This is a genomic window from Streptomyces sp. NPDC110618 (assembly GCF_055657065.1).
This window is the reverse complement of record NZ_JBVKBN010000028.1, coordinates 12721-30224: the sequence shown is the minus strand read 5'-3', so window position 1 is coordinate 30224 and position 17504 is coordinate 12721. Positions and strand designations below refer to the sequence as shown.

Below are 17504 nucleotides of genomic sequence, written 5' to 3'. Positions count from 1 at the left end.
CACCACAGGTTGATTCCTGGACAGCCGCGCGAAAACCCCGATTCGATAGAGCAAGCGAGGCCGACAATCTCGGCCGCAATCCACGGGGGAATTACCCGAATCTTGTCGTTGGCAATGGCGCTGAACGAGAGGTATGGGGCATGTTGGCGATCCTGACGTGCACGACCGGCAGAACCGAGAACGCGGCGGAGCCATGCTGAGCCGGCTCCTCCCGCCACAGGGTCCCGCGCGTGTCCTCACCGGCATCACCCTGGTCCACACCCTGGGCCAGGGCCTCTGGATGGCACTCAACGCCATCTACGCGATCACCGTCCTGCATCTGACGCCCGGCCAGTTCAGCGTGGGCGTGGGCATCGCCGCGGGCGTGGCGCTCGCGGTCTCCACCCCGACCGGCCATCTCGCCGACCGGGTCGGACCGCGGTCCGTCCAGGTCTGGTCCTTCCTCGCGCTCGGTCCGCTGACCGCCGCGCTCCTCGCGGTGGACGGCTTCGCCCAGTACGTGGCCGTGGTCAGCGTGCAGGCCGTCGCCTACAGCGCCAGCCGCAGCGCCCGGATGGCCATGGTGGCCGGGCTGATCCCGCCCCAGCAGCGGGTGACCGTGCGTGCCTACCTGCGGGCGACGAGCAATGTCAGCGTCTCCGTGGGCGCGGCACTGGCCGGACTGCTGCTGACCGTCGACTCGGTCGGGGCGTACAAACTGGCCGTCGTCCTGAACGCCGCCACCTACCTGGCCACCGGGCTGCTCACGCTGCTGCTGCCCGCCGTGCCCGCGCAGCCGGCCCGGCCCGGACCGGCGCTCATCGTGCTGCGGGACCGGCCCTATCTGACCTTCATCGTGCTGGACGGGCTGCTGTCCATGCACAATCTGCTGCTCGACGTGGTGCTGCCGCTGTGGGTGCTGCACGAGACCGACGCGCCCCGGTGGATGATCGCCGCGATCCTGCTCACCAACACGATCGCCGTGGTGCTGCTCCAGGTCCGGGCGGCGCGCGGCACCGACGAACCGCCCGCGGCCGCGAGGGCCTCGCGCTCGGGGTCGCTGTGCATCGCGGCCGCCTGCCTGGTGTTCGCGATGACCGGTGCCGCCCCGGCCGCGGTCGCGGGGGCCTTGCTGCTGCTCGGCGCGCTCGCCCATGTGCTCGGCGAGATCCGGCAGTCCGCCGGGAGCTGGGGCCTGTCGTTCGGCCTGGCGCCGGAGCACGCCCAGGGCCAGTACCAGGGCACGTACGCCATGGGCGCGGACCTGGGCAAGATGATCGCACCCGCGCTGCTGACCTGGCTGGTGATCGAGTTCCAGGGGCTCGGCTGGATCGTGATGGCGGCCGGTTTCGCCCTGGTCGGTGCCGCGGTGCCGACCGTCACCGCCTGGGCGCTGCGCAGCGGAAAGGCCGCCGCGGACTGCGTCACGGCCTGATCGCCGGAATCCCGGCATTCCCATTTCCTTTCTTCCGGCGTGGCCGTCATTCGGATCATCGCGATTTATGGGCGCATGCCGCGCGGCCCGAATTCGAAAAAGCGAGGAGAGAACCACCATGACCGTGGGCGATATCTCCGCCGAATCGTCCCTTGCGGCACCTGCGCTGCAATTGCCCGTCCGGGACGGCACCGCACCGCAGGCGGGCACCGGAACGCACTCCTGGTCCTCCGGCTCCTGGCCCCCGGAGCTGGTGCACGCCGCGTTCACCGTGCTCGTCCACCGCTACAGCGGGCAGGACGACATCGTGCTGGCGCGGGACGGCCGGGCCGTGCGGTCGTACGACGTGGAGGGGCTGCCCCTCACAGAGCTGGCCGCCGTTCTCGACGACCGGTATCTGCGAGCCGCAAGGGCCCTTCTCGACCTCGGCGCCGGGCTGCGGGTCGGGACCGTCCGCGCCCCGTCCGCCCCCGAGGGCTTCGCGCTGCTCCTCTCCATCGCCCCGGACCGGCTGACCCTGCGCTACGACCGCGCGCTCTTCGCACCCGAGCCGGTCCAACGCATGGCCGCCAACCTCGACACTCTGCTGCGCGACGCCCACCGGCGACCCCAGGCGCCCGTCTCCGAGCTGGAGCTGCTCTCCGCCGAGGAGAGCCGGTACCTGCTGCACCGGTTCAACGACACCGCCCTCCCCTACGACCGCGGCGCCACCGTGCACGGCCTGGTCGAGGCGCAGGCCGCGCGCACCCCCGACGCCCCGGCCGTCGAGTGGCGGGGCTCGGTGCTGACGTACCGGCAACTCGACCGGCAGGCCAACCGGCTGGCGCGCGCCCTGGCCGCCGGCGGGATCGCCCCCGGCTCCCGGGTCGGCCTCTGCCTCCCCCGCACCCACCACGCCGTCGCCCTGTTGCTGGCGGTCCACAAGGCGGGCTGCGCCTATGTCCCGCTCGACCCCGCCTATCCGGCCGACCGGCTCACCGCCATCGCCGCGAGCGCCGACATGGCCGCCGTGGTCCACGACGGGGACACCGCCCCCGACTGGCTCGCGGGTCTCCCCGCGACCGCGCTGTCCTGGCCGGAGCTGTGGGAGAAGGCGTCCGCCGAGGACGACACCCCGCCCGGCACGGCCGTCGGCCCCGAGGACACCACTCACCTGATCTACACCTCCGGATCGACCGGCGTGCCCAAGGGCGTGGTGATCGGGCACCGCAACGTGGTGGCGCTGCTCGCCTGGTCCGAGGCCACCTACGGGGCCGGGGACCTGGCGCGGGTGCTGTTCTCCACCTCCCTCAACTTCGACCTGTCGGTGTACGAGCTGTGGGCGCCGCTGACCCGGGGCGGCTGTGTCGTGGTCGTGGACAACGTCCTCGCGCTCACGGAGGACCCCGGGCTGCGGCCGACGCTGGTCAACACCGTGCCGAGCGCCCTGAACGTGCTGCTCCAGCGGGCGGCGGTGCCGGAGACGGTGCGGGTGCTCAATGTCGCGGGCGAGCCGCTGTCCAAGGAGCTGGTGAACGCCGCGTTCGCCGGGACGGAGGCGGAGCGGCTCTACAACCTGTACGGGCCGAGCGAGGACACCACGTACTCGACGTGGAAGTGCTTCACCGGTCCCGTCGACGAGGCCCCCACCATCGGCGTCCCGGTCCACAACACGGTCGCGTATCTGCTCGACGCCGACGGCAGGCCCGTACCGCACGGCGCCACCGGTGAGCTGTGTCTCGGCGGTGACGGACTGGCGGGCGGCTATATCAACGATCCCGAGCGGACGGCCGCCGTGTTCGTGCCCGCCCCGGACCGTCTGGGCCCCGTGCCGGGCGGCCGGCTGTACCGGACCGGCGACCTGGCCCGCTGGACCGAGGACGGCGAACTGCGCTTCCTGGGCCGCAGGGACAACCAGGTGAAGGTGCGGGGCTTCCGGATCGAGCTCGGGGAGATCGAGTCGGCGCTGCGGGAGGTCGTGGGCCCGCGGGACGTGGCGGCGCTGGCGGTGGGCAGCGGCCCGGACACCCGGTTGGTGTGCTGGGTGGGCCTGGACGGCGCCGAGGTGACGGCCGAGGCGATGGCCGCGCATCTGCGGGCGAAGCTGCCGCACTACATGCGGCCCGCGAAGATCCTCGTCGAGGAGCGGCTGCCCCGGCTGCCCAACGGCAAGGTCGACCGCAAGGCGCTGGCCGACCGCGAGATCGACTGGGGCACGGCCCCGGCCGCCGCCCTCACCGGGGACGAGGCCGATGTCGCCCGGATCTGGTCGGAGCTGCTGGGCCTGACCGGGATCTCCCCCGATCTGGACTTCTTCTCCGTCGGCGGGCACTCCCTGCTGGCCACGCTGCTCGCGGCGCGGCTCTCCGACGCCGCCGGTCGGCCCGTCCGGGTGGCCGAGATCTACGGTCACCGCACCCTGGCCGAGCAGGCGGCCCTGCTGCGCCACGCCCGCGAACGGGCGGCCACGGACGCCCCGGCCGTGGCGGACACCCTGCGCGAGTCCGCGCGCGGGCACGGGGTTCCCGGGGCCGGAGTGGCGGTGTTCGCCGACGGCAGGCTGGAGTTGACGTACTACGGCGTCACCGACATCGACTCCCGCAGCCCCTACGGGCCGCGGACCCGGCAGCGCGTCACGTGCGTCACCAAGGCCATGCTCGCCTTCGTCGCGCTCCGGCTGGTCGACCGAGGTCTCGTCGGCCTCGACGAACCGTTGCACGGCCCGCTGCCGCACGCCTTCCGGCGCCGCGACGGCCGTACCGTCGAGGTCACCCTGCGCCAGCTCCTCTCGCACACCAGCGGGATCGACGACTCCTACGAGGTCTGGCACGACACCGATCTGCCCGACCTGGACACCTACCTGGACAGCCTGTCCCGGTACGGCCAGATATTCGAGCCCGGTGAGGTGTTCGCGTACTCGGCGGTCGGCACCTCCATCGTCGCCGGACTGATCGAGAAGCTCTACGGCAAGCCCTGGCGCCGCGCGCTGAACGAGCTGCTGCTCACCCCGCTCGGCATCAAGGAGATCCCCGAGACCCGCACCGAGGGCGGGCACTACGGGCGCTCGGTCTCCACCGGTTACGTGTGGACCGAGAAGCTCCAGCGGTACGTCCGCCACGACCCGCCGCCGCAGACCATCGCCGACGACGCCGCCGGGTCCTTCTCCGTGTGCCTGACGCTGGAGGAGGTGGCGCGGATCGCCCGGCTCGCCCTGGACGACGGGGTCACCCCCGACGGCGAACGGCTGCTGTCGGCCGAGCTGGCCCGTCAGATGCGCACCCCTCAGATCCCGGTCCCGGGACACCACTTCATGCACGCCTGGGGTCTGGGCTGGCTGATGTTCGGGCCGAGCGCCTTCGGCTTCAACTCCAACGGCAGCGGCCACCACAACTTCGTCCAGATCTTCCCCGAGCGGCGCTCCTTCCTGCTCCTGCTCGCCAACGCCTACCCGGCGTTCGGCCTCTACGAGGACCTGCTGCGGGCCTTCACCGGCGAGGGCCTGATCCGCACCGGGCGCCCGTTCGAGATGGAACTCGCCGACTGCGCCGGGCTCTACGCCTCCGACGGCTACCGGCTCCAGGTGGACCGCGGCGCCGAGCACCTGCGCTACGCCTACTCCGAGCGGCAGCGGGACGGCTCGTGGCAGTGCCTCGACGAGGGCGACCTCGTCCTGTCCGGGGCGGGCGGGTTCAGCTCCATGTCCGAGAGGAACATCCTCGCCGGTTCCATCTCCTTCATCCCCACCCCCGGTACCACCACCCCGGGCTACGTCCGGATCGGCCAGCGGTTCGCGAGGAGGACCCGATGAAGCACGTGGTCTTCGTGACCTGGAAGGCCGGCAACGCCCCGGCGTTCGAGGCGGCCAAGCGGCTCGGTCACCATGTGACGCTCATCCGCTCCCAGGTGATGGAGCAGGCCCAGAACATCGACTTCGACTCCTCCCCCTACGCGCGGTTCGTGGACGAGGTGCACGTCCTGAAGGACGCCACCGACCTCGACGCCCTGCGCGCCCGGGTCCGGGCCGTGCACGACGCACGGCCGGTGGACGGGTTCGTCGCCACCGTGGACGCGCTGGTGGTCCCGGTCGCGCGGATCGCCGAGGAGCTCGGCATCCCGTTCACCGACGCCGTCGCGGCCGAGACCGCCAAGCAGAAGGACCGCTGCCGGGACGTCCTCGCGGCGGCCGGGGTCGACAGCACCCGGCACACGGTCGTCGACGGTTTCGAGGGGGCCGCCGCCTTCGCCGCCGCCACCGGCTACCCGGTCGTCGTGAAACCGGCCCGGGGCTCCGGCAGCGAGGGCGCCCATGTCGTGGCCTCGGAGCGGGAGCTGGCCGAGGTGCTGGCGCGGGCCGGTGCGGGCGTGTACGCGGCGGGCATCCTGGTCGAGGAGTACCTCGAAGGGCGGTTCCTGTCCGCCGAGATCGGCCTGGCGCACGGCCGGTTCCTGCGCCTGGCGGTCAGCGAGCGGTCCACCTGGCACCGGCACGAGGCACTGGAGACCGGGACGACGATCCCCGCCGGGGTCGGCGCCGAGGACCACGACCGGGTCATGTCGTTCGCGGAGGCCGTCGTCGGCGCGCTCGGGCTGCGGCTCGGCATCTTCCACGTCGAGATCATGCTCGGGGACGACGGCACGCCCCGGCTGATCGAGGTCAACCCCCGGCTGATGGGGTCCTGCCTGCCGAACCTGTTCCGGCTGGCCGGCGGCGGGGACATCTTCGAACTGCTGGTCCGCGTCCACCTCGGCGAGCGGATCGAGCCCTCCCCCAGCACCTTCACCCGGTACGCCACCGTCCGCTGGTTCGGCGCCGCCGACACCCAGCCCAAGCCGGAGCACGTACCGGACCTCGGCTGGGCCGCCGCCCGGTACGGCGACGCCCTGCACTCGCTCACCGTCCGCTTCCCCGACGGCGACACCCTCCTTCCCTGCCGGGGCAACCTCGGCAACTTCGGCGAGGTCCAGGTCGTGCACCCCGACCGCGTGACATCGATCCGCATCGCCGAGGACATCGTGGCCGGCATGGCCGACCGACTCGGTTTTGAGGTGACCCGGTGATGGCCCCGACCGCCTTCTACGACCAGACCCGCAGACAACTCGCCCGGCTGGGCCTGCCCCTGGGCGACCTGGAGCGCATCCCCCGCTCCGAGGGCACCTTCCCGGACGGCGGGCACTTCCGCATCGAGGTGCCCACCGTGAACACCGTCCAGGCCGCCGAGACCCTGCTCGCCGAGAGCCGCCGCCGGGGCTTCGCCATCAACCGCATCACCGAGACCCGCGGCATGTACCGGCACACGGAGCGCGAGATCGGCGCCTATGTCGCGCTCGGCGAGGAGTACGGCACCGAGATCCTGATGTCGGTCGGGCCGCGCGCCACCTACGACATCGGCGGCGGGGTGCAGACCCCCGAGGGCTCCCGGATCGGCTACCGGTTGCGCGGACAGGACCAGATCGTCCGGGCCGTCGAGGACGTCAAGCGCGGCATCGCCCTCGGCGTGCGCGGCTTCGTCGTCTACGACGAGGGCCTGCTGTGGGTACTGGGGCGGCTGCGCAGCGCCGGTGAACTGCCCGCCGGTATCCATCTGAAGGTCTCCGCGCACTGCGGACAGGGCAACCCGGCCTCGGCGCAGTTGCTGGAGATGCTCGGCGCGAACAGCTTCAACCCGGTGCGCGATCTGACCCTGCCGATGATCGCGGCGCTGCGGCAGGCGGTGCGCATCCCGCTGGACTGCCATGTCGACAACCCCCGGATGTCCGGCGGGTTCATCCGCACCTACGAGGCCCCGGACATCGTCCGCGCCGCCGCGCCGGTGCATCTGAAGACGGGCAACAGCGCGCTCGACGGGCACGGTGTCAGCCCCACCCCGGCCCAGCTCGACGACATCCTGCGGCAGGTCGAGATCGTCACCGAGTTCCTCGCCCGGCACTACCCGCAGGCCCGCCAGAGCGGCACCCGGTCCCCGGAGCCGGCGGCCGCCGCGGTGGCGGCGAAGGAGGTCTGAGCCGTGTGCCGTATCTACGGCTGCTTCGGCGGCGAACGCGCCGCGCCCGGCGTACTGGACGCGGTGGCGGCGGCCATGCTCCCGGGCGGGCCGGACGAGCAGACCCGGCGCGTCGGCGACGGGTGGGCGCTGGGGACGAACCGGCTGGCCATCCAGGGCGTCGACTCCGGCCACCAGCCCTTCGTACGCGGCCGGCTGACCTGCGTGTTCAACGGGGAGATCTACAACCACCGGCAGTTGCGCGCGGAGTTGCGGGCCGCGGGGTACTCCTTCGACGGGGACTGCGACGGCGAGGTGCTGCTGCCGCTGTACGAGCGGTACGGGGACGCCTTCGTCTCGCGGCTGGAGGGCATGTTCGCCCTTGCGCTGGTCGACGAGCGGGAAGCTCCGGTGCTGAAGCTGTTCACCGACCACGCGGGCATGAAGTCGCTCTACTACTACCTGTCCGCCGACGGCCGGCGGCTGCGCTTCGCCTCCGAACTCCAGGCCCTCAGCCGCTTCCCGGACTTCCCCGACGAGCTGGACCCGCTCGCCGTCGACCGCTACCTCGGCGGCAGGGCCGTCTGGGGCCCCGGCACGGTCCACAGCCGGGTCCGCACCCTGGAGCCCGGCTCGGCCCTGCGCTTCGCCGACGGGCGGATCACGCTCACCCGCGCCCCGCTCGAACCCGCCGAGCCGCACTGGCCCGACGGCGAGCCCACCGTCGCCGCCGCGGCCGGGCTGCTGGACGAGCGCCTGCGCACCGAGGTGGGCCGCATGGTCGACGCGGACGTGCCGGTCTGCGTCATCACCAGCGGGGGCCTCGACTCCAGCTACACCACCGCCCTCGCGGCCCAACTGGTCGGCGACGTGGCCTCGTTCAACATCGCCTACCGCGGCGACTGGCCGGCCGACGAGCGCCATCACGCCGCCGAGGTGGCCCGCCACTGCGGTACCGACCACCACCAGGTGCTGCTGGACCCGGCCGGGTTCCCGGAGCTGGTCGAGCGGTTCGTGCGCAGCCTGGACCAGCCCAACAACGCCCCGCACAGCCTCAGTACGTACGCCCTCTTCGAGGCCGTGCACGAGGCCGGGTTCAAGGTGGCGCTGACCGGCGACGGCGCCGACGAACTGTTCGCCGGGTACGCGCGGTTCGTCAAGGCCGAACGGGACGGCGCCGCCACCTGGCACCGCACCTACCAGGGCACGATGGCCGCGGCGGAGACGGCCGCCCTCGAACGGCTCTACACGCCGGACTACTTGGCGCTCGTGAGGGCGACGGGCGGCTTCTTCGCGGACCGCAGCGGCGACGAACTCGACCGCCGGGTCCGCTCGGGGCGGCACGGCAAGCTGGAGACGCTGCTGCGCTACGACCAGGCCGAGCGTTTCCCGTACTACATCCTGCGCCGCGTCGACCACTTGAGCATGGCGCACTCGGTGGAGGCCCGGATGCCGTTCCTCCAGCCGTCCGTGATGCGCCTGGCGCACGCCCTGCCCGCCCACGTCAAGGTGGCCGGAGACACCGTGAAGGCCCCGGTCGCCGAGGCCGCCCGGCGCTGGGTGCCGCGCACCGTCGTGGAGCGCCCCAAGCAGCCGTTCACCCTGCCCGTCACGGCGATGATCAGGCCCGGCGAGGCGCTGTACGACATGATCGGCGACCTCCTGCTCGGCCCGAACGCCCGCTGCGGCACGTACGTCCGGCGGGACACCGTCCAGGACGTCTTCCGCACCCAGACCGAGAGCCCGGCGCCGCACGCCGCCGAACTGCTCTGGTCCCTGCTGATGCTGGAGACCTGGCTCTCCGCACGCAGTCTCACGCCCGCCCCTCTCACGGAAAGCCCGCGCCCATGACCGAGACGCCCCGGACCGCGCCCGCGATCACCTCCCTGCTGGCGGGTGTCACGAAGGACGACATACGCCGCGACCCGTTCCCGCACATCGTGGTCCCGGACGCGCTGCCGAAGGACCTGTACCAGGCGCTGTCGGAGTCGATGCCGACGGCCGAGTACATCGGCGAGCGGATCGGCAAGCCGATCACCTCCAACGAGCGCTACAACTACATGTCGGAGATGGTCCTGGGCGATCCGGCGATGCCCCGGGTGTGGAAGGACTTCGTGACCTACCACGCCTCGCCCGCCTTCTACACCGAGTTCCTCGACCTGTTCCAGGAGGACCTGCTCGCCAACCTCCCCGGCACCGAGGAACGGACCGGACCGCTGCGGGACCTGCGGGTGGGCCGCCGCAACCGCGACTCCTTCGAGAGCCACGACATCCTGCTGGACTGCACCGCGGTCATCAACTCGGCGGTCACCGGCCGACCGTCCAGCTACCGCGGACCGCACGTGGACAAGCCGTACAAGCTCTTCGGCGGCCTGTTCTACATGCGGCTGCCCGAGGACGACGCCGTCGGCGGCGACCTGGTGCTCTACAAGTACCGGCCCGGCGCGCACAGGTTCCGCACCAGCGCCTCCGAGTACGGCGACACCCGCTTCGACATCGACCCGGGCTATGTCGAGGAGGTCGCGACGGTGCCGTACCGGGCCAACACGCTGGTGATGTACCCGATCAACCCCCTTGCCCTGCACGGGGTCTCGGTCCGGAGCCTGACCGAGCACCAGCGCCGTTTCATCGCCCTCGTCGGCGACCTCCCGCACCCGCTCTTCGACCTCGCGCTCTGAAAGGCACCCCGTGCTCCCCTTCGACCAGCGCACCGGGAAGATCTGGTACGACGGCGCCCTCGTGGACTGGGCCGACGCCCGACTCCATGTGCTCAGCCACGGACTGCACTACGCGTCCAGCGTTTTCGAGGGCATCCGCGTCTACGGCGGCACCCCGTTCCTGCTCCACGAGCACATCGCCCGGCTCGGCTCCTCGGCCCGCGTCCTCGACTTCGCCCTGGAGTACGAGGAGGAGGAACTGTACGAGGCGACCCTCGCGGTCGTCGCCGAGGACAAAATCACCGAGGGCTACGTCCGGATGAACGCCTGGCGCGGCTCGGAGATCATCCAGACCGCGGCCCTGCACACCTCCGTGCACACCTCGGTGGCCGCCTGGGAACTCCCCGAGGGCTACTACGCGGCCACGGACGCCCTGGAGAAGGGCATCTCCCTGGTGACCGGCCGCTACCGCCGCCCCTCGCCCGAGTACGCACCGGTCAAGAGCAAGGCGGCCGGCAACTACATGATCGGCACGGTGAGCAAGAACGAGGCGCTGCGCGCCGGTTTCGACGACGCGCTGCTCCTGGACGACCGGGGCAACTTCGTCGAGGCGACCGGGGCGCACCTGTTCTTCACCAAGGACGGCGCGCTGCACACGCCGACGACCCGCTGCACCATCGAGGGCATCACCCGTGCGTGTGTGCTGGCGCTCGCCGAACGCGAGGGCATCGCGTGCGCGGTCGGCGATCTGCCCCCGGCATTCGCGGCGGAGGCGGACGGCGCGTTCCTGTGCGGCACGGCGTGCGAGATCCTCCCGGTCAGTCGTATCGATGATCATTACTACGACCTCGGCGGCAACGAGGTGCTGCGCCGGATCGTGACCGGGTACCGCGAACTGGTCGACGGGCACGCCGAAGTGCCCGCCGAGGTGCGCGTCCGTTAGCGAGGAGCAGGGGCACATGCATGGGAGCTGTTTCGGCTCTGGAGAAGCTCGTACCGGTGGTGCTGGCCTTCGGCTGCGGGGTCGTCCTCGCCCGGCGGAAGGTGGTGCCCGCCGAGAGTTCGAAGGTCTTCGCCGACTACGCCTTCCTCTTCGCGGTGCCCTGCTTCCTGTTCGGCAACATCTACACCAGCAATCTGGGCGCGCTGTTCGACTGGCGGGCCATCACCGGTTACGCGGCCGCGGCCGGGGCCGCCGTCGTCATCACCGGGGCGATCGCGGCGGCCACCGGGGTGCGCGACCCGCGCGGAGTGGCGCTGCGCATCATGGCGGCCGTGCAGGTGAACACGGCGTACTTCGCGGTGCCCGTGTTCATCATGCTGTACGGCAACGCGGCGCCGATCTTCCCGGTGCTGCTGTTCCAGGTGTGCGTGCTGTCCCTGGTCATCATCTCGATCATGGAGCTGGGGCGTCCGGACCGGCTGGGCAGTCCGGGCCGACGGCTGGGCTCGGCCGTGACCGCCTCGCTGCTGACTCCGGTGGTCATCGCCTGCAACGCGGGCATCCTGCTCAACCTGGTGTCCGTGCGGGTGCCGGAGGTGGTCCTCGACAGCTTCGCCTTCGTCGGGGACAGCGCCTCCCCGGTGGCGCTGTTCGCCCTCGGGCTCCACCTGGGCGGCAGCGGGCTGAATCTGCGGGGCACCACCCGGGAGGAGATGTGGATCATCGCCTTCAAGTGTGCCGCGCTGCCCCTGATCACCTACGCGGTGTGCCACCACCTCTTCGGGGTGGACGGCGACTGGCTCGGCTACCTGGTGCTGATCGCCGCCATGCCCGCGCCGCAGAACCTGTTCATCTTCGCCCAGCGCTACGACGTCGGGGTCGACCTGTCGGCCTCCCTCGTCGTGAAGTCCTCGCTCGTGGCCCTGCTCCTGCTCCCGCTGTGGACGCAGTGGGCGGCGCAGGTGTCCTGAGCGCCGTCAGCCATCCACCAGGAAGGGCACAGACATGCGCGGAACCGCGCAGCTCAGCAGAGTCACCGTCCAGCAGGTCGCCGGCCGCATCGGCGCCGAGATATCCGGGGTCGACCTGCGGGAGGAGCTCGACGACGCCACGGTCGCGGAGATCCGCCGGGCCGTGCTGACGCACCGGGTCGTCTTCTTCCGCGACCAGCACATCGGCCACGCCCAGCACATCGCCTTCGGCCGCCGTTTCGGCGCGCTGACCCGGCGCCCCGGCAACAAGCACGGTCTGCACCCCGAGGGCCACCCGGAGATCCTCACCGTCGACCCCAAACGGGACGTGGAGCGCTACGGCGCCGACTTCGAGGAGCACTACCGCCGTAAATGGCTCTCCCCGCTGGCCGGCTGGCACAGCGATCTCACCCAGGCGGTCAACCCGCCCAGCCTGTCCATCCTGCGCGCCGAGAAGACCCCGCCGGTCGGGGGTGACACCCAGTGGACCAACACGGTCGCCGCCTACGAGGGCCTGTCGGCGCCGTTGCGGGAGTTCGTGGACTCACTGATGGCCGAGCACGCCTTCTTCACCGCCGTGCACCTGCGCCACTCCGATCCGCGGGACCGCGAGATCCTCAAGCTCTACTGCGCGGACCCGCAGGTCGCCGTGCACCCGGTGGTGCGCGTCCACCCGGAGACCGGCGAGCGGGCGCTCTTCGTCAGCCCCGGCTCGACCACCCGGATCACCGGGTTCACCGAGTTGGAGAGCCGCCATCTGCTGGACCTGCTCTTCCAGCATCTGACCAGTGCCGAGTACACCGTCCGCTTCCGCTGGGAGCCCGGGTCCATCGCCTTCTGGGACAACCGCAGCACCTGCCACCTCGCCCCGACCGACTTCGCCCATCTCGACGTGGAGCGCGTGATGCACCGGGTCACCGTGCTCGGGGAGCCCGCCGAGGGGCCGAACGGGTTCGTCTCGCAGCAGGTGAGCGGGGAGCCGATGCGCGCCTGGTAGGCCGTTCGGCTGAACGAGCCGGTCGGGCCGCCTCCGCCTACGCTGGAAATCCAACAATTCCCCCTTTTCGGAAAGGGGGCCTGCCATGGCTTCCCCTTCGAAGGCGGGCGCGGCGCTCGCCGCGCTGCGCGAGGATCTCAGCGGTGATGTCTTCGCCCCGGGGGACCCCGGCTACGACGACGCCCGCATCGTCTTCAACGCGATGATCGACCGCCGTCCCGCCGTGATCGCCCAGTGCGTGGACGAGGCGGACGTGGTGCGCTCGGTGCGGTTCGCCCGCGATCTCGACCTGCCGATCGCGGTGCGCGGCGGCGGCCACAGCGTGGCGGGCTCGGCGCTCAACGACGGCGGGCTGGTCATCGACCTGCGCCATATGCGCACCGTGACCGTGGACCCGGCGGCCGAGGCGGTCAAGGTCGCGGGCGGCGCCACCATGGGCGACCTGGACCGGGCGACACAGGAGCACGGGCTGGTCACCACCGGCGGGCGGGTCTCCACCACCGGGGTCGGCGGCTTCGTGCTGGGCGGCGGCTCGGGCTGGCTGGACCGCTGCTACGGGCTGGCCGTGGACAACCTGATCGCGGTGGAGCTGGTCACCGCCGACGGACGTCAGGTGCACGCGAGCGCCGACGAGAACCCGGACCTGTTCTGGGCACTGCACGGCGGCGGCGGCAACTTCGGCGTGGCGACCTCGCTCACCCTGAACCTGTACGAGCTGCCGGAGTTCTCCATGGCGTTCCTGCTGTGCCTGCCGGAGTACGGCGGCGAGCTGGTGCGCACCTTCCGCGATGTCATCGACTCCGGCCCGAACGAGGCCAGTGGCGGTGTGCTGTACCTGACCGGCCCGCCCGAGGACTTCTGCCCGCCGCACCTGCAGGGCAAGCTGCTGTGCGCGGTGCTGCTGACCTACGCCGGTTCCGAGGCGGCGATGCGGAAGGTGGCCGAGCCGCTGCTGGCGCTGCCGCACGAGGCGGCGATGGTCGGGCCGATACCGTACGTCGAGATGCAGCGCATGCTGGACGACCCGCCGGGCTTCCGGAACTACTGGTCGGTGGAGTATCTGACGGGGCTGCCGGACGACTACGTGGACGCCTTCTGCAAGGGCGTGGAGTCGATGCCGGTGCCGTCGGGCACGATCCACGTGGTGTGGCCGCAAGGAGGCGCCATCGCCGCCGGACCGCACGAGTACCCGGTGCCCTACCGGGACGCGCCCTGGGCCACGCATCCCTTCGCGATGTGGGAGGACCCGGCGGACGACGAGCGCTGCATCCAGTGGGTCCGTGACGTCCGCGCCGCCGCCCGCCCCTGGAGCACGGGCGACGTCTACCTCAACTTCATCGGCGAGGAGGGCCACGACCGGGTGGTGGCGGGCCTCGGAGCGGACAACTACCGGCGGCTGGCGGAGATCAAGCGGCAGTACGACCCGGACAACGTGTTCCGCTTCAACCACAACATCAAACCGGCCTGAGCGGGCGCGCGCCGGTGCCCCGGTGGTGATCGGGGCACCTCGGCGCGGGTAGCGTCCGGCTATGGACAGCGGCAAGGACAGCAGATTCGACACCCAGGGCGCCGGGATCACCGTGCAGCGGGCGCTGGAGCTGCCCGGCCTGCGCGGCGGGCTGCCGGAGATCGTGGCGGGCGCCGACCGGCTCGGGCGGACGGTGCGCTGGGTGCACGCGGGCGAGGTGCCCAACATCGCCTCCCTGCTCAAGGGCGGGGAACTGCTGCTGACCACGGGGTACGGGCTGGGCACCCGCCCGGCCGAGCTGCGCGCGTTCGTCCGCACGCTCGCCGAGCGGGGCATCGCCGCCCTGGTGGTGGAGCTGGGCCCGCGCTTCACGCGGCTGCCCGCCGCCCTGGTCGACACGGCCCGGGCCACCGGGCTGCCGCTGGTCCAGCTGCACCGCGAGGTGCCGTTCGTGACGGTCACCGAGGAGATCCACACCGAGATCGTCAACGGCCACTACGCGCTCCTGCAGCGCGCCGAGGAGGTGCACCGCCGCTGCACCGAGGCCCTGCTGGGCGGCGGGGGCATCCCCCAGGTCCTGGGCATCCTGGCCGACTTCAGCGGCAACCCGGTGTTCCTGGAGACCACCGACGGGCAGTTGCTGTACGCGGCCGGTTCGGGCCCGGAGAACGCCGATCCGCTCCAGGTGTGGGAGGGGCTGCGCGGCCAGCACGGCAAGGACACGCCGCCGCCCGCCGGTTCGGTCCTGGTGGACGTGCCGGGCGGGGGTCCGGGCACCGGCTCGGTGCGCGCCCGTCTGGTGCTGCTGCCGGTGCGCGGCCCGCTGGCGCCGGTACACCGGATCGCGGCCGAGCGGACCGCGGGGATCCTCGCCGTGGTGCTGATGCAGGCGCGGCAGGAGGAGGAGCTGGCGGCGCGGGGGCGCGGCGACTTCCTCACCGACCTCGCCGAGGGCCGGATCGCCCCGGAGGACGCGCCCGCGCAGGCGCGCGTGCTGGGCTTCAAGCCGGGCAACAGTCCGCTGCTGCCGGTGGTGATGCGGCTCGGTGACGCGCTGGCGCCGGGCGGCGGCTGGGCGGTGCTGGCCCGCGCGGTCGCCGAGGAGCTGGCCTCGGTGGGCGTGCCGGTGCTGCTGGGCGTGCGGCCGGTGGAGGGCCGGGTGCTGGTGCTGCTGGGGCTGCGCTCGGAGTCGGAGCGGTCGGCGGTCGCGGACCGGGTGGCGGCGGCGCTGCGGGCGGGGGTGGAGCGGGCCGGGATGCAGCGGCCGGGGGCACTGCCGCCGGTCGTGGTGGTGGGGGTCGCGGGCGGCTGGGCGGCGGCCTCGGCAAGCCTGAGGCACGCGGCGGAGACGGCGACGGCGGCGCAGGGCCTGACCGACCGTCCCTGGTACGACGCCCGCCGGCTGGACATCGACCTGCTGCTGTGGCGGCTGCGCGACCACCCGGACCTGGCGGCGTTCGTGGACCGCGCGATCGGTCCGCTGCGTGACCACGACGCCCGCTCCAAGCCGCCGCTGCTGCCGACGCTGCAGACCTATCTGGCGCACGCGGGCCGCAAGGCGGAGACGGCCCGCGAACTGCACCTGAACCGCCAGACGCTCTACAACCGCCTCGCCCGCATCGGCGAACTGCTCGGCACCGACCTCGACGACCCGCAGGCGGTCCTGGCCCTGAGTCTGGCCCTGCGCGCCCGCCGTCACCTGCCCTGACGCGGGCCTAGATGAACGGCCGGTGCTGGGTCAACTCGTCGTACACGCTCAGCACTTGGGCCACCGTCTCGTCCTCGCTCGGCCAGGTCGCCGCCTGCCGCACACCCCGCTCCCGTAGTTCGTCGCACCGCTCGGGGTCGCCGAGCAGCCGTACCACCGCGTCGGCGAGGGCCTTGGCGTTGCCGTAGGGGACGAGTTCGGCGGCGTCGCCGACGAGTTCGGGGATGCCGCCGACCTCGGTGGCGACGAGCGGCACGCGCGCGTGGAGGGCTTCCTGGGCGAGCACGGACCGCGCCTCCCAGCGGCTGGGCAGCAGGGCGAGGTCGGCGGCGGCGAGCAGTTCCCGTACGTCCTCGCGCCGTCCGATGAGCCGCACCGGCAGCCCCTCGTCCTCGATACGGCGCTGGAGTTCGCCCCGCAGCGGCCCCTCACCGGCCACGACGACGAGCGGCACGGGGTCGAGCCGCAGCCAGGCGCGGGCGGCGTCCAGCAGCACGTCGTAGCCGCGGTGCCGGTCGAGGGAGCCGACGGCGATCAGCAACGGGCGTCCGGTGGCGCCGAGTTCGGCCCGCACCTTGGGGCTGAGCCGCTCGGCGTCCTCGCCCTCCTGCTCGGCGCTGCCGCGCGGCCGGGGCAGTGACACAGCGGCGAGCCGCGCGTCCCGCGCCCCGGTGCGCCGGGCCCGGTCCACCAGCGCGGAGGTGGTGCCGAGCACCACGGAGGCGGCCTTGGCGACCCGCCGCTCCAGCAGCCGTACGAGATGGGCGCGGGCGCCCTCGGCGTAGGCCCGGTCGTGCCAGGTGACGACCAGGGGCGTGCGGCGTCCGCCGAGGGCGAGGACGGCGCGGAAGGAGGCGTGCAGCCCGTGCGCGTGCACCAGGTCGGCGTCCGCGCAGGCCGCCCTGAGCGCGGCCACGGACCCGGGGTCGCTGCTGCGCGGCACGGGCACGTGTTCGGCTCCGGCGCCGGTGAAGTCGTAGAGGTGATCGGCCTCCGTGGGGGCGCACACCGTGACCCGTACGCCCCGCGCGACGAGCCCCGCGGCCAGCGACCGCACGTGCACGCTGCTGCCGGCGTTGCCGCCGCCCAGTACCTGCACGGTGCGCAGCGGCGACTGGCCGTGCGGTGAGTGGCTGCCAACGGGGGTCACGTGGCCGTGCTCCTGGTTCGGGGTCGGTCGGTCACGAAGAAAGTACAGAAGGATCGAGCGGAGGGGGTGAACCGCCCAGATCCCTGCGCGTACGTCACGCACCCCCAAGGATGCCAGCACGCAAGGCCGTTCCGGGAACCCCGAGGCGCCCGGGAAGCACCGCCGACGCGGCCCGGAACCCCCCGCACCTCACCCACCTGGATGAACGCGGGCACGAATGTTCGCCGCGCACAAAA

The 17504-nt window shown here is 72.3% G+C and carries 12 protein-coding genes; 11 read left to right on the top strand and 1 reads right to left on the bottom strand.

Features of this window, described 5'->3' with window-relative positions; genetic code table 11:
- Positions 1-193 precede the first annotated feature (193 nt).
- The 11 genes from ACZ7L7_RS33390 (at position 194) to ACZ7L7_RS33340 (ending at position 16118) form a co-directional block, all read left to right on the top strand.
- Positions 194-1414: an MFS transporter gene (locus ACZ7L7_RS33390; RefSeq protein WP_472077840.1), complete on the top strand. Its 1221-nt coding sequence runs from the start codon at positions 194-196 to the stop codon at positions 1412-1414.
- 118 nt (positions 1415-1532) lie between these two features.
- On the top strand, positions 1533-5201 hold the full coding sequence (locus ACZ7L7_RS33385) for an amino acid adenylation domain-containing protein (RefSeq protein ID WP_471593184.1): 3669 nt from the start codon (positions 1533-1535) through the stop codon (positions 5199-5201).
- Positions 5198-6451 (top strand): ATP-grasp domain-containing protein, encoded by a 1254-nt coding sequence (locus ACZ7L7_RS33380; RefSeq protein ID WP_471430294.1) that lies wholly within the window; start codon positions 5198-5200, stop codon positions 6449-6451. The genes ACZ7L7_RS33385 and ACZ7L7_RS33380 overlap by 4 nt, the downstream gene beginning before the upstream one ends.
- Positions 6451-7395: a peptidase gene (locus ACZ7L7_RS33375; protein WP_471430293.1), complete on the top strand. Its 945-nt coding sequence runs from the start codon at positions 6451-6453 to the stop codon at positions 7393-7395. The genes ACZ7L7_RS33380 and ACZ7L7_RS33375 overlap by 1 nt, the downstream gene beginning before the upstream one ends.
- 3 nt (positions 7396-7398) lie before the next feature.
- Complete coding sequence (gene asnB, locus ACZ7L7_RS33370; protein WP_472077839.1) at positions 7399-9225, top strand: asparagine synthase (glutamine-hydrolyzing); 1827 nt, start codon at positions 7399-7401, stop codon at positions 9223-9225.
- On the top strand, positions 9222-10052 hold the full coding sequence (locus ACZ7L7_RS33365; RefSeq protein WP_285511668.1) for a hypothetical protein: 831 nt from the start codon (positions 9222-9224) through the stop codon (positions 10050-10052). The genes asnB and ACZ7L7_RS33365 overlap by 4 nt, the downstream gene beginning before the upstream one ends.
- 10 nt (positions 10053-10062) lie before the next feature.
- On the top strand, positions 10063-10974 hold the full coding sequence (locus ACZ7L7_RS33360; protein WP_472077838.1) for an aminotransferase class IV: 912 nt from the start codon (positions 10063-10065) through the stop codon (positions 10972-10974).
- A gap of 20 nt (positions 10975-10994) precedes the next feature.
- Positions 10995-11945 (top strand): AEC family transporter, encoded by a 951-nt coding sequence (locus ACZ7L7_RS33355; RefSeq protein ID WP_453605506.1) that lies wholly within the window; start codon positions 10995-10997, stop codon positions 11943-11945.
- A 34-nt stretch (positions 11946-11979) separates the two neighbouring features.
- Complete coding sequence (locus ACZ7L7_RS33350; protein ID WP_472077837.1) at positions 11980-12942, top strand: TauD/TfdA dioxygenase family protein; 963 nt, start codon at positions 11980-11982, stop codon at positions 12940-12942.
- A gap of 85 nt (positions 12943-13027) precedes the next feature.
- Positions 13028-14410: an FAD-binding oxidoreductase gene (locus tag ACZ7L7_RS33345; protein ID WP_472077836.1), complete on the top strand. Its 1383-nt coding sequence runs from the start codon at positions 13028-13030 to the stop codon at positions 14408-14410.
- Between the two features lie 61 nt (positions 14411-14471).
- Positions 14472-16118: a PucR family transcriptional regulator gene (locus ACZ7L7_RS33340; RefSeq protein ID WP_453605512.1), complete on the top strand. Its 1647-nt coding sequence runs from the start codon at positions 14472-14474 to the stop codon at positions 16116-16118.
- A gap of 7 nt (positions 16119-16125) precedes the next feature.
- Here ACZ7L7_RS33340 and ACZ7L7_RS33335 read toward each other — a convergent pair whose 3' ends face one another.
- On the bottom strand, positions 16126-17268 hold the full coding sequence (locus ACZ7L7_RS33335) for a glycosyltransferase family 4 protein (RefSeq protein WP_285511674.1): 1143 nt from the start codon (positions 17266-17268) through the stop codon (positions 16126-16128).
- Positions 17269-17504 lie beyond the last annotated feature (236 nt).

Excerpts from the sequence above, each read along its gene's own strand:
- ACZ7L7_RS33390 (WP_472077840.1), top strand. The coding sequence starts at position 194 with ATGCTGAGCCGGCTCCTCCCGCCACAGGGTCCCGCGCGTGTCCTCACC.
- ACZ7L7_RS33385 (WP_471593184.1), top strand. The coding sequence starts at position 1,533 with ATGACCGTGGGCGATATCTCCGCCGAATCGTCCCTTGCGGCACCTGCG.
- ACZ7L7_RS33380 (WP_471430294.1), top strand. The coding sequence starts at position 5,198 with ATGAAGCACGTGGTCTTCGTGACCTGGAAGGCCGGCAACGCCCCGGCG.
- ACZ7L7_RS33375 (WP_471430293.1), top strand. The coding sequence starts at position 6,451 with ATGGCCCCGACCGCCTTCTACGACCAGACCCGCAGACAACTCGCCCGG.
- ACZ7L7_RS33365 (WP_285511668.1), top strand. The coding sequence starts at position 9,222 with ATGACCGAGACGCCCCGGACCGCGCCCGCGATCACCTCCCTGCTGGCG.
- ACZ7L7_RS33355 (WP_453605506.1), top strand. The coding sequence starts at position 10,995 with ATGGGAGCTGTTTCGGCTCTGGAGAAGCTCGTACCGGTGGTGCTGGCC.
- ACZ7L7_RS33350 (WP_472077837.1), top strand. The coding sequence starts at position 11,980 with ATGCGCGGAACCGCGCAGCTCAGCAGAGTCACCGTCCAGCAGGTCGCC.
- ACZ7L7_RS33345 (WP_472077836.1), top strand. The coding sequence starts at position 13,028 with ATGGCTTCCCCTTCGAAGGCGGGCGCGGCGCTCGCCGCGCTGCGCGAG.
- ACZ7L7_RS33340 (WP_453605512.1), top strand. The coding sequence starts at position 14,472 with ATGGACAGCGGCAAGGACAGCAGATTCGACACCCAGGGCGCCGGGATC.